The 14,065-nt window shown below is 71.3% G+C and carries 14 protein-coding genes; 6 read left to right on the top strand and 8 right to left on the bottom strand.

Annotation, left to right across the window (positions count from 1 at the left end):
* Positions 1 to 236 precede the first annotated feature (236 nt).
* Positions 237 to 605 carry a GntR family transcriptional regulator gene (locus ACZ58V_RS35205; RefSeq protein ID WP_471295228.1) on the bottom strand — a complete coding sequence of 123 codons (369 nt, stop codon included), beginning with the start codon at positions 603 to 605 and terminating at the stop codon, positions 237 to 239.
* A gap of 71 nt (positions 606 to 676) precedes the next feature.
* Here ACZ58V_RS35205 and ACZ58V_RS35200 point away from each other — a divergent pair, with 71 nt between their 5' ends.
* Both ACZ58V_RS35200 and ACZ58V_RS35195 read left to right on the top strand, forming a co-directional pair.
* Positions 677 to 1,603, top strand: coding sequence for a GNAT family N-acetyltransferase (locus ACZ58V_RS35200; RefSeq protein WP_471295227.1), 927 nt, complete (start codon positions 677 to 679; stop codon positions 1,601 to 1,603).
* Positions 1,584 to 2,084, top strand: coding sequence for a ribonuclease FAU-1 family protein (locus ACZ58V_RS35195; RefSeq protein WP_468197186.1), 501 nt, complete (start codon positions 1,584 to 1,586; stop codon positions 2,082 to 2,084). Before ACZ58V_RS35200 ends, ACZ58V_RS35195 begins: the two co-directional genes overlap by 20 nt.
* A gap of 19 nt (positions 2,085 to 2,103) precedes the next feature.
* Here ACZ58V_RS35195 and ACZ58V_RS35190 read toward each other — a convergent pair whose 3' ends face one another.
* Positions 2,104 to 2,736: a class I SAM-dependent methyltransferase gene (locus ACZ58V_RS35190; protein ID WP_471295224.1), complete on the bottom strand. Its 633-nt coding sequence runs from the start codon at positions 2,734 to 2,736 to the stop codon at positions 2,104 to 2,106.
* A gap of 138 nt (positions 2,737 to 2,874) precedes the next feature.
* Here ACZ58V_RS35190 and ACZ58V_RS35185 point away from each other — a divergent pair, with 138 nt between their 5' ends.
* A complete protein-coding gene (locus tag ACZ58V_RS35185) occupies positions 2,875 to 3,012 on the top strand; it encodes a hypothetical protein (protein WP_468197182.1) in 138 nt (45 codons plus the stop codon).
* A gap of 27 nt (positions 3,013 to 3,039) precedes the next feature.
* Here ACZ58V_RS35185 and ACZ58V_RS35180 read toward each other — a convergent pair whose 3' ends face one another.
* Entirely contained in the window at positions 3,040 to 3,489 is a 450-nt protein-coding gene (locus ACZ58V_RS35180) for a GNAT family N-acetyltransferase (protein ID WP_468197180.1), read from the bottom strand.
* A 195-nt stretch (positions 3,490 to 3,684) separates the two neighbouring features.
* Here ACZ58V_RS35180 and ACZ58V_RS35175 point away from each other — a divergent pair, with 195 nt between their 5' ends.
* Positions 3,685 to 4,683, top strand: a complete 999-nt coding sequence (locus ACZ58V_RS35175) for a lytic polysaccharide monooxygenase auxiliary activity family 9 protein (RefSeq protein ID WP_468197498.1) — start codon at positions 3,685 to 3,687, stop codon at positions 4,681 to 4,683.
* Between the two features lie 109 nt (positions 4,684 to 4,792).
* Here ACZ58V_RS35175 and ACZ58V_RS35170 read toward each other — a convergent pair whose 3' ends face one another.
* Positions 4,793 to 5,653, bottom strand: a complete 861-nt coding sequence (locus ACZ58V_RS35170; protein ID WP_471295221.1) for an esterase/lipase family protein — start codon at positions 5,651 to 5,653, stop codon at positions 4,793 to 4,795.
* Positions 5,654 to 5,828: 175 nt separating this feature from the next.
* Positions 5,829 to 6,275, bottom strand: a complete 447-nt coding sequence (locus ACZ58V_RS35165; protein WP_382832636.1) for a MarR family winged helix-turn-helix transcriptional regulator — start codon at positions 6,273 to 6,275, stop codon at positions 5,829 to 5,831.
* 97 nt (positions 6,276 to 6,372) lie between these two features.
* On the opposite strand from ACZ58V_RS35165, the gene ACZ58V_RS35160 reads away from it, so the two are divergent.
* Positions 6,373 to 6,747 (top strand): cupin domain-containing protein, encoded by a 375-nt coding sequence (locus ACZ58V_RS35160; protein WP_468197175.1) that lies wholly within the window; start codon positions 6,373 to 6,375, stop codon positions 6,745 to 6,747.
* A gap of 16 nt (positions 6,748 to 6,763) precedes the next feature.
* Here the strand turns inward: ACZ58V_RS35160 and ACZ58V_RS35155 are convergent, their stop codons facing one another.
* Together ACZ58V_RS35155 and ACZ58V_RS35150 are read right to left on the bottom strand one after the other, a co-directional pair.
* Positions 6,764 to 7,738 carry a DNA polymerase Y family protein gene (locus ACZ58V_RS35155; RefSeq protein ID WP_468197173.1) on the bottom strand — a complete coding sequence of 325 codons (975 nt, stop codon included), beginning with the start codon at positions 7,736 to 7,738 and terminating at the stop codon, positions 6,764 to 6,766.
* Positions 7,735 to 11,193, bottom strand: coding sequence for a DNA polymerase III subunit alpha (locus tag ACZ58V_RS35150; protein ID WP_471295218.1), 3,459 nt, complete (start codon positions 11,191 to 11,193; stop codon positions 7,735 to 7,737). Before ACZ58V_RS35150 ends, ACZ58V_RS35155 begins: the two co-directional genes overlap by 4 nt.
* A 154-nt stretch (positions 11,194 to 11,347) precedes the next feature.
* On the opposite strand from ACZ58V_RS35150, the gene ACZ58V_RS35145 reads away from it, so the two are divergent.
* Complete coding sequence (locus ACZ58V_RS35145) at positions 11,348 to 12,376, top strand: DUF3533 domain-containing protein (RefSeq protein WP_471295217.1); 1,029 nt, start codon at positions 11,348 to 11,350, stop codon at positions 12,374 to 12,376.
* Between the two features lie 291 nt (positions 12,377 to 12,667).
* Here ACZ58V_RS35145 and ACZ58V_RS35140 read toward each other — a convergent pair whose 3' ends face one another.
* Positions 12,668 to 13,750, bottom strand: a complete 1,083-nt coding sequence (locus ACZ58V_RS35140; protein ID WP_468197168.1) for a S1 family peptidase — start codon at positions 13,748 to 13,750, stop codon at positions 12,668 to 12,670.
* Positions 13,751 to 14,065: the final 315 nt, after the last annotated feature.

Genomic DNA, 14,065 nt, shown 5'->3' with positions numbered 1-14,065 from the left:
GACTGGCACAAGGGGGGTGTGGGGGAAAAGCGTGTGTGGTGGTTGGGCCGCTGTTGGGCCGGGTGTAGGGTCCCCCTGCCCCGTGGGGGCAACCCAAAAGGGGGGCGCGGGGAACTGCGCGACCAACCCCCACCGGCCCGCACCCGGACGACAGCCGTACGCTCCCGCACAAGCGCGATCCGGCGGTGCCGATCCCTGCCCGGCCGACAGCCCAACCCGACCAGCAGCCCGGCGCCCTACTCCCCGTAAGCCGCCCGCAGCGCATCCCGTACCGCCGCCAGCGCGTCGGCCTCCGTGAGCCCGAGCCGCCGGGCCCGCTCCACGTAGACCTGCGCCGCGGTCGCCAGTTCCCGGTCGGCCGCCGAGCCGGCGGCGGCCACGAACGTGCCGTTGCGCCCCCGCGTCTCGATCACGCCGTCCGCCTCCAGCGCCCGGTACGCCTTGGCGACCGTGTTCGCGGCGAGCCTCAGCGACTCGGCCAGCCCCCGCACGGTCGGCAGCCGGTACCCCACCGGCAGCGCCCCCGACCGGGCCTGCTCGGAGATCCGCGCCCGCACCTGCTCGTACGGCGGAGCACTGTCATCGATGTCGATCTTCAACGTCACAGGCCGATTGTCCCGTACCCGGCGGAAAATAAGAGGCAGCCGGGGTGTACCTCCACGTAACGTCCGCCTCCATGACTGTGATCGTGCGCGACCTGCGTCCCGACGTCCGAGCCGATGCCGAGGGGTTCTCCGACACCCGCCGCCTCGCCCTTCCCTACATGCTGTCCACCCCCGAGTCGGTGGTGCACACCCTGACGCACATCCATCCGGACGCCCACTTCGGACAGCTCATCGCCGAGGAGGACGGCGAGATCATCGGCACGGCCCAGATCAGCGTCGCCCACGACAGCCCGGAACCCGGCCAGGGTTCCGCCAACATCTACGTGCGCCCCGACCGCAAACACCGCGGTGCTGGTTCGCTGCTGCTGCGCACCGCCGAGGAACGCCTGGCCGCACTGGGCGTCAGGAAGCTGTTCGCCTGGGTGCTGGACGAGCCGGAGAACCTCGCCTTCGCCGAGCGGAACGGCTTCCGGGCCAGCCGCTCCGCCTACTTCCTGCGCCTGGACCTGACCCGCGAGCTGCCGCCCCGCCAGGACCCGCCGACGGGCGTCGAGCTGCGCACGGCCGACGACTTCGCGGACGACCCGCGCCCGGTGTTCGAACTGGACGCGGCGGCGTCGTCCGACGAACCGAGCGACATCGAGACCGAGTTCACGGACTACGAGGCCTGGATCGAGGAGCACTGGAAGCACCCGCTCCTCGATCGCGAGCTGACCACGATCGCGATGGTCGACGGCAGCCCCGCGGCGTTCAGCGTGGCGTACACCGACGGCGGCACCCGCTACGCCACCGCCATGACCGGCACCGCCCGCGCCTTCCGCGGCCGGGGCCTGGCCAAGCTCGCCAAGAACGACTCCCTGCACCGGGCCCGCGCCGCCGGGTGCACGGAGGCCTTCACCGGCAACGACACCGGCAACGACCCGATGATCGCCATCAACAAGTGGTTCGGCTACGAGATCTGCGCGAAGGAGGTGCGTCATGTCCGTGAACTCGGCTGACGGGCCCGAGCAGGTGGACGTCGTGCTCGTCAAGGCGGGCCGTACGAAGATCCGTTACACCGGCGAGCTGCTGGCGGACGACGGCACCCGCGTCGCGGTCCGCGCCCCGTGGGCGGGCAGCGGCGTACGCGACTTCGGGTTCGTCCGCTTCGAGCCCGGGGACGTCTTCACGGAGTACTACTGGCGTGACCGCTGGTACGCGGTGAAGGAGGTCCGCACCGCCACGGGCACGCTGAAGGGCTGGTACTGCGACATCACCCGTCCCGCCGTTCGGTCCGGCCAGGAGCTGGTCGTCGAGGATCTCGACCTGGACCTGTGGCGCTCCGCCGACGGCGCGGACGTACGACGTCTGGACGAGGACGAGTTCGCCGACAGCGGCCTCGCCGGGACGGACCCGGAGGCCGCCGACGCCGCCCTGTCCGCACTCGACGAACTGGAGACCCTGGCCCGCGGCGGGGACTTCGCCGCGCTCCTGGCCTGATCCCCCGCCTTCCCCCGCTTCAGCCCGTCAGCGCGACCACCGCGTACCGCTCGTCCGTCACCTCCCCGCCCCACAGCAGCGGATCGTCCGACAGCCGCTCCACGCGCACCTGCCCGGCGACCGGGGCGAGGAGCGCGGTGAGCCGGTCCGCCGGTATACCGACCGGATCGAGCGTCCCCCACACGCCCTCGACCAGCACGAGCCGCCCTCCCGGCCGCAGCAGCCCGGCCCAGTGCCGCAGGGCGCGGCCGGGGTCGGACAGGGCCCACAGGACATGCCGTACGAGAACGACGTCGAAGCGCTGCTCCCCGATGGGCGGGGCCGTGGCATCACCGACGAGGAACACCGCGTCGCGCCCGGCCAGTTTCTCCCGGGCGAGCGTCACCATCGCCGGCGAGAGGTCCACTCCCGTCACCCGGTGTCCCTGCTCGGACGCGAGGAGCGACAGGCTGCCGGTGCCGCAGCCGAGATCGAGGAGGTCGCCCGCGCGCCCGGGCAGCCAGCCGCGCAGCCGCCCGGCCCAGGCGCGGCGCACCTCGGGGTCGCGCAGCCCGTGGTCCGGCTCCGCGTCGAAGGAAGCGGCCCGCGCGTCCCAGTCCACGCCCGGGGAGGGGGTGTTCGCCGAGGTCACGGGTTCACCGTCGTTCGTCATGTGCCCAAGAGTGACACCCGCCACTGACAGTCGAATGGTGACAGCCGCCACAGACAGACCGGGAGCGATGAGGAACTCTCCCCCGAAAGGTCTACCTCCGTGAGAACGCGGAACCCGGTAGCCCCCAAGGAGGCAGCCATGCGCCGTGTGACCGTGCAGAAGCCCCTGAAGAAGTCGGACGTCCGCAGCAGGCTCCGCGAGGAGGCCGACGAGTGCCCCGGCGGGCGCCCGGAGGTCCGCAAGGACATCGCACGCACGTGGTGGCCGGACAGCTGACCGGACGGTGCCGATCATGAGACCCGTTCAGAGCAGCCGCTTGCGGTAGTGGACCCGGTCGTAGGGCCCGTCCACACGGCGCTCCACGAACTCGTAGCCGTACCTCGGGTAGATCTTCTGGTTCTCCCACATCATCGCGTTCGTGTAGAGCCTGGTCTCGGGCACGCCCAGCGCACGCGCGCGTGCGTCGACGAACCGAAGCAGCCGTCGCCCCACTCCCCTGCCGTGCGCGGTGGGGTGGACGGCGATGATGTCGAGGAAGAGATGGTCCTCGAAGGCCTCGACCACGACGAGGCCGATCACGGGCTCGCCCGTCACGAACACCTTCCCCGCGGCCACGTTCGCCGCGTGGTCCTCCTCCATGGGCTGCGGCACCCGGCCGATGCGCTCGATGTAGGGGCGGAAGGCCGCGTCGATCACGCTCTCGACCACCGGTACGTCGGCGGCTCCGGCCGGCCGGATCTCCTCGTCTGCCATGCCGCGACGGTACCTACCTGATGCCAGTCTGAGCACTCCCTTAACGCGGCCATAAGGATCTCCTCCACCCGTCCTCAGCAGGCGATTTCACGGTTCTCCGGGGCTAGCTTCGGATCACCCCACGGGATCCGGCCCACTAGGGCCCGGACCTGTCCCTGAACCGTTTCGAGGAGTTCCCGCATGCCCGCACGCCGCATGCCCGCACGCCGCGCCGCAGCCACCGTCGCCGCCCTCGGCGGCCTTCCGCTCGCCCTGACGGCGCTGACCGCCACACCGGCGGCCGCGCACGGCTCCATGGGCGACCCGGTCAGCCGGGTCGCGCAGTGCTACGCCGAGGGCCCCGAGAGCCCGAAGTCGGCCGCGTGCAAGGCGGCGGTCGCGGCGGGCGGCACGCAGGCCCTCTACGACTGGAACGGCATCCGCATCGGCGACGCGGGCGGACGGCACCAGCGGCTCATCCCGGACGGCAAGCTGTGCAGCGCGAACAACGCGCAGTTCAAGGGGCTCGACCTGGCCCGCGCCGACTGGCCCGCGACCGGTGTGCGCAGCGGCTCGCACACCTTCAAGTACCGCGTGACGGCGCCCCACAAGGGCACCTTCAAGGTGTACCTCACCAAGTCCGGCTACGACCCGGCCAAGCCACTGGCCTGGAGCGACCTGGATCTGAAGAACCCGGTGGCGACGTCCACCGACCCGGCCGCCACGGGCGGTTTCTACACCTTCTCCGGCACCCTGCCCAAGCGTTCGGGCAGACATCTGCTGTACGCGGTGTGGCAGCGGTCGGACAGCCCGGAGGCGTTCTACTCCTGCTCGGACGTCTCGTTCGGGGGCGGCGGCGGTGACACCGCGAAGGGCGGCACAGCCCCGGCCCCGACCGCCTCGGCTCCCACCAAGAAACAGATCGAGGACGGCACCGACAAGTCGACCGTCGAGAACCACGGCCACGGCGACCTCCCCCACTCGCGAACAGACTCGAGCGGGGGGACCCCCATCGCCAAGACGTCGGCGAAGCCGGCCGCGGCCCCGAACCGGCCCAAGGCGGCTGGCGCCGCCGAGAACCTCGCCGAGACCGGCGGCGACACCAGCACGACGTACCTCGCGACCGGCGGTGCGGCAGCACTGGCGCTCGGCTCGTCGGCCCTGTTCCTCACCGCCCGGCGCCGGGCGGTGAGCGGCGGCCGCCACGGCCGCTGACCAGCACCCGCCCCCCCCTGACTCGGGGCCTGTCCGGCGGCTCAGGCCGGACAGGCCCCGAAACGTTTCCCCTACACGTGTCAGCAGACACGGGTCAGTGCTACACGTGTCAGTCGAACGCCGACGCACAAGTGGTGGGCCGAGCCCGCCCCGGATCCAGCGCGTTGGCCACCTCATGGAAGGCGATCCGGTCGAACAGCCCGATGGCCACATGCTCGGACAGATCCACCGGGCACAGATCCTGGAGCAGGACGTTGCGCACGTCCGGCCCGCTCAGGTACTGGCCGCGCCACGGCGTGACCACCTCGTCGTACTTGGTGGCGATGACGGTGTAGCGCACGCCGGGCACGGTGTCGCCGCCCGCGTTGAGCCGCTTGAGGAAGTCGGAGCCGGCGACCTGGTCGGCGAGAGCGGGAGTGTTCTTCGCCAACAGGTCCGCGGCGCCCGGGAAGTAGGGCAGCAGGTTGGTGAAGCCGCTCAGGGTGGTGCCGTGGTTGGAGGGTGCGATGCCGACCAGGGCGTTCACCTTGGCCGCTCCGCCGAGGAACCGCAGGTACCAGCGGGGCATCATGCCGCCCTGCGAGTGTCCGACGACGTCGGTCTCGGCGGCGCCGGTCGCGGCGAGCACCTTGTCGACGAACTCCTTCAGCTGTCCGGCGGACTTCTCGACGGGGCCGAGGCCGTGGAAGAAGGGGACACCCTCGAGCCGGCCGTAGTCGAGGGAGAAGACGCAGTAGCCGCGGACCTTCAGATAGGGGGCGAGGCCCAGCCAGTTGTCGACGGAGTTCCCGAGGGTGCCGTGGACCAGGACGACGGGGCGGGGATGGGCGGCGGACGGCTTGCAGGAGTAGTCGTTCCAGCCGGCGCTGGGGGCGGCGGCGGCCTGGGCTGTGGTGGCGGGGACGGTGACGGCCGCGGCGGTCAGCAGCAGCGCGGCCAGGGGTCTGAGCGCTCGTTTCCAGGGCAGCATCGAGTGATCTCCTTGCGGCTCAAGGGAGGTGCGACGGCACGACGCCCTGTGATCCGGATCACGAGGATGCTGTTCACTCGTCAAGTTACGAGCGAGTAGCCAACCTGGGAAGTTACGCGTCAGTAAAAACTTCCGGCGGTAACCGGCGCCGACCACCCCACCCCTGCCACCGCCCTCACCAGGCGGGTCGCACAGGACCCTGCGGCGCGATCCGCAGCAACTGCTCCCGCAGCACCCGCACCTCCCCCTCCCCCAGTACCGCGCCCCACTCCCGCACCGCCTCCGCGGCCGCCTCCTCGGCCGCCCGTGTGCAGGCCCACCCCCGCTCGGTGAGCACGACCAGCCGGGCCCGCGCGTCCTCGGGATGCGCCCGCCGCTCGGCGTACCCCTTGCGCACCATCTCGTCGACGAGCTGACTGGCGGCCTGCTTGGTCACCCCGAGATGGACGGCGAGGTCGGTGGCCGTCGCGCCGTCCGGAGCGAGCCGGGCGAAGGCGAAGCCGTGCGCGGGCCGCAACCCCTCGAAGCCGCGCGCGACCACGCCCTCGTGGATGCGGTGCGTGAGCCCGCCGGCGGCGGCGAGCAGGGCGGCGGACAGGGCCATGGCCTCGGAGTTCTGCACGCATGCATTGAAACACCCTTGACACAACGGTCAAGCAGCTTGACCATATAGTCAAGTTACTTGACCATATTGCCCGACCAGTCGACCGGAGGCAGCCATGCCCGTCATCCGCTCCTCGGAAGCCGTCACGCACGAGATCCACGGCGCCCGTTTCGTCTCGTACGCCACACCGCTGAGCGGGAGCGAGGAGTTGTGCGCCTGGCGCGGTGAGATTCCCGCCGGCCTCAAGGCTCCCGCGCACACGGTCAGCCGGGAGGAGATCTTCCATCTGCTCGACGGCGAGCTGCTGATCACCCTCGACGGCCGCACCGACCGGATCACGGCGGGCGACACGGTGATCGTCAGCCCCGGCGCCACCCTGACCGTCGAGAACCCGACCGGCCGGACCGCGTACTCCTGGGTCACCACCTCCATCGGCCTGGAGGCACAGCTGACCGACGGCACCCGCATCGCGCCGCCGTGGGCCAACTGACGTCACGCGGAGGGACCTACGCCGCCAGCCCCCCGGGCATCACCGCCCGCGGCCCGAACTTGGCTCGCGCACGGTCCGCGACCTCCTCGATACGGCGGACCCGCTCGTCCACGGGGTCGAAGGTCAGCTGGTAGGAGGCCTGGTCGGCGGGGTCGAGTCCCTCGGCGCGCAGGACGATCGCGCGCACCCGGGCGCGCTGCAGACCGAGCGCCTCGTACATGCCGTACGCGGTCCTGGTCAGCGCCGGTGAGTGCGCGGTCGGTTCGGTCAGTGTGCGGCTGCGGGTGGTGGCCGACCGGTCGGCGTAGCGCACGGTGAGCGTGAGCGTGCGGCAGACCTTGTCCAGGGCGCGCAGCCGGGCGCCGATCTCCTCGGCGGCGGACAGCAGCGCCCGGCGGTGCCGGTCCGGGTCCAGTTCGTCGCGCTCGAAGGGGCGTTCCGTCGCGAGCGATCGGGAGACGGCGTTCGGGACGACCCGGCCGCGGTCGACGCCGTTCGCCTTCTCGCGCAGCTCACGGCCGGCCTTCGCGCCGACCAGCCGCTGGAGCGTGGACAGCGGCGCGGCGGCGACCAGGCCGAGGGTGTCGAGGCCGTAGTCGCCCAGCGTACGAGCGGTCGCGGTGCCGACGCCGGGCAGCGCGGCGACGGGCTTCTCCGCGAGGAACTCCGCGATGGCGTCCCGCCCCTCGGGCACCGCGGACGTCACCCCGGGCACGGCGTCGCCCAGCGCGACACGGGCCAGCATCGGCCCGGGCCCGGCGCCGATCACGCAGTCGACGCCGTACAGCGCGAGCGACCGCACCCGGATCACCGAGGCCAGTTCGACGGCGTCCCGCCCGAAGTACCGCTCGGCGCCCCGCAGGTCGGCCAGCGCCCCGTCCGGCGGCAGGGCCTGGACGACAGGCGTGAACTCCTCGAGCATCCCGAGCAGTCGGGGCAGATCGGCCTCGCGTGTCGGAGGCAGCTGGAAACGTACGCAGAGGATGGTCATCCCGCACTCCCCGGACTCTGGTGCCACAACTTCCGTCCCACCGCGGGTCCTTCGCCCGCGGGACGCAGATCGGCCCAGGGGTGCATCTCGTACCCCGTGGGCATGCGGATCTTCCGCTGGTCCGTCGGCTCCTGGTCGGCGGAGCCGGCCGGTTCGGGCGCTCCCTCACCGTCGTCACCGAAGACGCCGGCGCCGGCCAGCCGGGCGGCGACCCCCTCCAGCCCCTCTTCCCGGCGCACCTCCAGCAGTTCCGCGAGGTTCCAGGCGGCGGCGCCCACCACGCTGAGGCTGCGCGGGCCGCGCCGCTGCACCACCCCGCGCACCAGCAGCAGCCAGGAGTGGAAGACGGTGTGGGCGCAGGCATCGTGTGAGTCGTCGAAGAAGGCGAGGTCGACCAGGCCCGTGCCGTCGTCCAGAGTGGAGAAGATGACCCGCTTGCCGGACCGGATCGGCGGCGTCTGGGTGGCCGCCTTGGCGCCCGCGACCAGCACCGTCTCCCCGTGCCGGGCCTCGCGCAGCCGCCGCGCCGAGACCACGCCCAGCTCGTCGAGGAACTTCCGGTGGTCGTCCATCAGATGGCGCGATGCGTCCATGGACAGCACGCCCAGTTCGGCGCTGAGCCGCTCCGCCGAGGAGAGGTCGGGCAGCCCTGCCGGGGCGGTCTTCCGCCCTCCGGCCATCGGGAGCTGGCCGCCGCCCGCGCCCCGTGCGCCCCGGTGCAGCTCGGTCAGATGCAGTTGCAGATCACGGCGGTTGGCGCCGAACGCGTCCAGCGCCCCCACCTGCGCGAGCCGCTGGGCCAGCGGACGACTGGGCCGGCCACGCTCCCAGAAGTCGACCAGTGAGGCGTACGGCTGCCCCTCGGCGATCCGCGCCGCCTCGGCCTCGCTGATGCCGTGCACATCGGAGAGAGCCAGCCGCAGCCCCCAGCTACCGGACACCAGTTCGATACGGTGTGCGACCCCCGACGTGTTCACATCCAACGGCAGCACCGGCACGCCCCGCCGCCGCGCGTCCGCCAGCAGCAGCCGCTTGGGATACATCCCGGGGTCGTGCGTCAGCAGCCCGGCATAGAAGGCGGCAGGATGATGCGCTTTCAGCCACGCCGATTGATACGTCGGCACGGCGAAGGCGACCGCGTGCGCCTTGCAGAAGCCGTACGACCCGAAGGCCTCGACGATCTCCCAGGTCCGCTGAATCGTTTCCGCGTCATAACCCCGGGCCGCCGCGTGCTGCGCGAACCACACCTTGATCCGCCCCTGCGACTCCGGATCCGACAACCCCCGCCGCACCCGGTCCGCTTCACCACGCCCGCACCTGGTCATGATGTCGACGATGTCGATGATCTGCTCATGGAAGACGACGACCCCGTACGTCTCCTTCAGCGGCCCTTCCAGATCCGGATGCGGATAACGGATCGGCGCCCGCCCGTGCCGCGCCTCGATGAACGGCCGCACCATGTCGGCGGCGACCGGCCCGGGCCGGAACAGTGAGATGTCGACGACGAGATCGTGGAAAGTGGCCGGCTGGAGCCGCCCGACCAGGTCCCGCTGACCCGGCGACTCGATCTGGAAGCACCCGAGCGTCTCGGCGGACCGCACCAGCCGGTACGTCTCCGGATCCCCCTGCGGCAGGGCGCCCAGATCGACCCGGACACCCGATGCCCGCTCCACTTCCGCCACCGCGTGCGCCATCGCCGACTGCATCCGCACACCCAGCACGTCCAGCTTCAGCAGCCCGAGGTCCTCGACGTCGTCCTTGTCGAACTGCGACATCGGAAAACCCTCGCCGCTGGTCGGCATGACCGGCGTACGCGCGAGCAGCGAGGCATCCGACAGCAGCACCCCGCACGGATGCATGGCCACCCCGCGCGGCAGGGCGTCCAGCCCCTCGACCAGCTCCCACAGCCTCCCGTACTTCCCCTTCTCCCCCGCCAGCGCGCGCAGCTCGGGCAGCTCCTCCAGGGCCGCACGGGCGTCCCGCGCCCGGATATGGGGAAAGGACTTGGCGACCCGGTCGATCTCGGCCGGGTCCATGGACAGGGCGGCCCCCACATCCCGGATGGCGTGCCGCACGCGATACGTCTCCGGCATCGCGACCGTCGCGACCCGCTCGGTGCCGAACCGGCCGATGATCGCGCGGTAGACCTCCAGCCGGCGCGCGGACTCCACGTCGATGTCGATGTCGGGCAGCACGACCCGCTCCTTCGACAGGAACCGCTCCATCAGCAGCCGGTGCTCGATCGGATCGGCGTGCGCGATCCCGAGCAGATGATTGACGAGCGACCCCGCCCCGGACCCCCGGGCGGCGACCCGGATCCCCATCCCCCGCACATCGTCGACCACTTGGGCGACGGTCAAGAAATAGGAAGCGAAGCCATGGTGGGCGATGATGTCCAGCTCATGGTGCATCCGCTCCCAGTACTCCCGCCGCCGGTCGTACCCGCGCAGCACCATCCCCGCCACCGCCCGCGAGGCCAGCGTCCGCTGGGCGGTACGACGCCCGGCGCCGACCAGATGCGGCTCGGGGAAGTGGACGGTACCGATGCCGAGATCGTCCTCGGGGTCGACCAGACACTCGGCGGCCGCGGCCTCGGTCTGCTCCACCAGCCGGTGAGCGGTGTCCCGCCGGAACCCCGCGGCCTCCACGATCCGCTCCGCCGCCCCGAACATGGCACCCGCCCCTTTGAGCCAGGCCTCGCCGGAGTCCAGCTCCTTGGTCGGGTCGATGGGGACCAGCCGCCGGGCGGCGTCCAGGACGTCGGCGACCGGCCCCAGCCCCGAGTCGGCGTACCGTACGGCGTTGCTGAGCACGGGCCGGATCCGCTGCTCGGCGGCGAACCCGACGGTACGGGCGGCCAGCCGCAGGGACCCCGGACCCGTACCTTTTCGGCCATGCCAGACGGCCTCCAGCCGTAGGTCGTCGCCGTAGACCTCCCGCCAGGGCACGAGCAGCCGCGCCGCACGATCGGGACGCCCCGCGGCCAGGGCACGCCCGACATCCGACTCGGGCCCGAGCAGCACGGTCAGCCCCTCGGCCTGACGGTGCTCCCAGGGCAGCAGAGGCGTAGGCCCCTCCCCCGCATGCGCCGCCGAGACGAGCCGGCACAGCTCGGCCCATCCCCGGGCACCGTCCCGGGCGAGAAAGATCACGCGGGGGGCCGACTCGTCGACGAAGGCACCGCCCCGCACCGGAGTCCGACGCCGCCCCCGCCGGTCGTCGCCCTGGGAAGCCTGGGCGCCCGCCACCGCCAGATCCGCCCCGAACACCGGACGGACCCCCGCCGTCGCACAGGCCTTCGCGAACCGGACGGCACCGGCGAGCGTGTCGCGATCGGTGAGAGCCAGGGCATCCATGCCCCGCTCGGAGGCACGCTCGGCCAGCCGCTCCGGATGCGAGGCTCCATATCGCGACGAGAATCCGGAGACGGTGTGCAGATGCGTGAACCCCGGCACACGCACCTCCCGCACTCGTGAGCCACACCAGCTCTCGAACATCTGTTCCCAGCTACCTCACCCCCACCATAGACCAATTTTCGAATGCGTGTGCGACATCCGTTCGGCCCCACCCCACCTGCGGAAACACCCGAACGCCCCCGACCGTGGAGGCATGCCGCACAGCTCGTTCCTCAGCGAGGTGAAAGACGCCGTCACCCCCCGGGCCACCCTGCTCATCCTCGGCGTGATCGCCCTCCAGCTGCTGTTCATCGCCTCCTACGTGGGGGCACTGCACGACCCGAAACCCAAGGACGTGCCCTTCGCGGTGGTCGCCCCACAGGCCGCCTCCGCACAAGCGGTGACCCGACTGGAACGACTGCCCGGCTCCCCACTGGACCCCCGCGCACTGCCCGACGCGGCCACGGCCCGGAACCAGATCACGAACCGGGACATCGACGCCGCCCTGATCATCGACCCGGCGGGCACCGACACCCTGCTCGTGGCCTCCGGCGGCGGCAGGGTCCTCGCCAACACCCTGACGGCCCTCGTCACCACCCTGGAGAGGCCGGAGAAGCGCACCTTCCGCACCGTCGACGTCATCCCCTCCGCCGACCACGACCCCAACGGGCTCTCGTCCTTCTACCTGGTGGTCGGCTGGTGCGTGGGCGGCTACCTGGGCGCCGCGGCCCTGGCCATCAGCGCGGGTGCGAAACCGTCCAACCCCGAGCGCGCCGCGATCCGCCTGGCGGTCATGGCCCTGGTCGCGATCATCGGCGGCCTGGGCGGAGCCCTCATCACCGGCCCGATCCTGGACGCCCTCCCCGGCAGCACAGCGGCCCTCTGGGGCCTGGGCACCCTGATCATCTTCGCCGTGGGAGCGGCCACCCTCGCCCTCCAGGGCGTCTTCGGCACGATCGGTATCGGCCTGGTGATCCTCCTGGTGGTGATCCTCGGCAACCCGAGCGCCGGCGGCGCCCTCCCCCCACCCCTGCTCCCGCCCTTCTGGAAGGCGATCGGCCCGGCACTCCCCCCAGGGGCCGGCACCTGGGCCACCCGCTCGATCGCCTACTTCGAGAACAACGCCATGACCACATCACTCCTGGTACTGACGGCCTGGGCGGTGACGGGAGCGGCCATCACCCTGGTGGCCGCCGCACTGCGCAAGCGAGCGGACACCACACCCCCGGCGCACACACCGTAGGACGCACGCACCCGCACCCGCGTGCGCACGGAAGGGGACGTGTGGGGGGTGTCCGCCCGCAGCGCCCGCACCGGCGCACGCACGGAAGGGGACGTGTCGGGGGGTGTCCGCCCGCAGCTGGTTGGCGCGTCAACGCCAGTCAGTCGGTCTCTCACCCCATCGCGCCGTTCCGAGGACGGACACCCCCCGACACGGCCCCGACCCACCACCACCGGCACACGACAAACAGCGCGCAACACACGCAAAAGCCCCGCCCCTCACACAAGGGGCGGGACTTCACAAAGCTACGAGTCAGCCGATCTCGGTACCGGTCGCCGACAGCGCCTCGGTCACCGGCTGGAAGAACGTCTCCCCACCGGAGGTGCAGTCACCGCTGCCACCGGACGTGAGCCCGACCGCCTTGTCGCCCGAGAAGAGCGAGCCGCCGCTGTCACCGGGCTCGGCGCAGACGTCGGTCTGGATCAGACCGTTCACGATGTCGCCGTTGCCGTAGTTCACGGTGGCGTCCAGCCCCGTGACCTTGCCGTCGTGCACCTGGGTCGTCGACCCGCTCCGCGTGACCTCCATGCCGACGGTCGCCTCGGCGGCACCCGAGATCTTCTGGGTCGAGCCGTTGTAGAGGTTCACCTCGCTCGGGTGAGCCACCTCGGCGGTGTACTTGACCAGCCCGTAGTCGTTGTCCGGGAAGCTGGAGTCCGCGTTGGTGCCGATCTCCTTGCCGCTGGAGTCCGACCAGGTGGAGATGCCCTCGGTGCAGTGCCCGGCGGTCAGGAAGAACGGCTCGCCGCCCTTGACCACGTTGAAGCCGAGCGAGCAGCGGCCGCTGCCACCGGTGATCGCGTCGCCACCGGCGATGAAGGGCTTGTACTCCCCCTTCGACCTCTTCAGCTCCGCCTTCGCGCCGAGCCCGTCGACGACCTTCGTCAGCGTCGTCCACTCGGCCTTGGAGACCGTGCGGTCGGCGGTCACGACGACCTTGTTCGTCGTCGGGTCGGTCACCCAGGCGGTGCCGGGGATCGTCGCGTCCGCCTTCAGCGTGCTGCGGGCGCTCTTCAGCTCGGCGAGGGAGTTCGCCACGACTCTCGCCTTGGCGCCGGCCTTCTCGACGGCCTTGGCCGCGGCCTCGTCGAGCACGTTCACCACGAGGTTCTTGCTCTTCGTGTCGTAGTACGTACCCGCCGAGTCGGCGCCCAGGTCCTTGGCCAGCGTCGAGGCGAGCTTTCCGGCCGCGGAGACCGACAGGGTCTCGGGCGCGGAGGCCTTCGCAGGCTCACTGGCGTTCGCAGACTGGAAGGTCACTCCCGCGGCGACCAGTGCGGCGACACCCGCGCCTGCCAGGGCTGCACGCCGCTTGGGTATGCGTCGGTGCTTCAACTCACGTCCTCCTGTGGGGGGTCGACCCGGGAGGTTGTGGGGACCTCGCGGGCCGGAAGGCCTTGTTGACGAGCGCCCACTATTCCGAGGACAACGGGCAGCACACAAGGTCGAGTTCAGGACGCGCGTAGATTGCCGACCCCACGCCCCCGCATTTTGACCGCGCACGGTCAAATCGGACCCAACTCGCACACGCTTCACGCGCGTTCACACTGCAAACATTACGCGTGAGTAATGTGTGCACACTCTGCGAGGTCTGGCCATGGCTGAAAATCGCCCAACCGACCGGCCCCAATCGGCATCCGAGGGGCGGAT

The sequence above is a fragment of the Streptomyces sp. NPDC040589 genome, assembly GCF_055594445.1.
Note: the sequence above shows the minus strand (reverse complement) of the source record. Positions and strands in the feature narration are given on the sequence as shown.

Bases quoted from the DNA above. Each gene is read 5' to 3' on its own strand.
- ACZ58V_RS35200 (WP_471295227.1), top strand. From the start codon at position 677: ATGACTGTGATCGTGCGCGACCTGCGTCCCGACGTCCGAGCCGATGCC.
- ACZ58V_RS35195 (WP_468197186.1), top strand. From the start codon at position 1,584: ATGTCCGTGAACTCGGCTGACGGGCCCGAGCAGGTGGACGTCGTGCTC.
- ACZ58V_RS35190 (WP_471295224.1), bottom strand. From the start codon at position 2,736: ATGACGAACGACGGTGAACCCGTGACCTCGGCGAACACCCCCTCCCCG.
- ACZ58V_RS35185 (WP_468197182.1), top strand. From the start codon at position 2,875: ATGCGCCGTGTGACCGTGCAGAAGCCCCTGAAGAAGTCGGACGTCCGC.
- ACZ58V_RS35180 (WP_468197180.1), bottom strand. From the start codon at position 3,489: ATGGCAGACGAGGAGATCCGGCCGGCCGGAGCCGCCGACGTACCGGTG.
- ACZ58V_RS35175 (WP_468197498.1), top strand. From the start codon at position 3,685: ATGCCCGCACGCCGCGCCGCAGCCACCGTCGCCGCCCTCGGCGGCCTT.
- ACZ58V_RS35170 (WP_471295221.1), bottom strand. From the start codon at position 5,653: ATGCTGCCCTGGAAACGAGCGCTCAGACCCCTGGCCGCGCTGCTGCTG.
- ACZ58V_RS35160 (WP_468197175.1), top strand. From the start codon at position 6,373: ATGCCCGTCATCCGCTCCTCGGAAGCCGTCACGCACGAGATCCACGGC.
- ACZ58V_RS35155 (WP_468197173.1), bottom strand. From the start codon at position 7,738: ATGACCATCCTCTGCGTACGTTTCCAGCTGCCTCCGACACGCGAGGCC.
- ACZ58V_RS35145 (WP_471295217.1), top strand. From the start codon at position 11,348: ATGCCGCACAGCTCGTTCCTCAGCGAGGTGAAAGACGCCGTCACCCCC.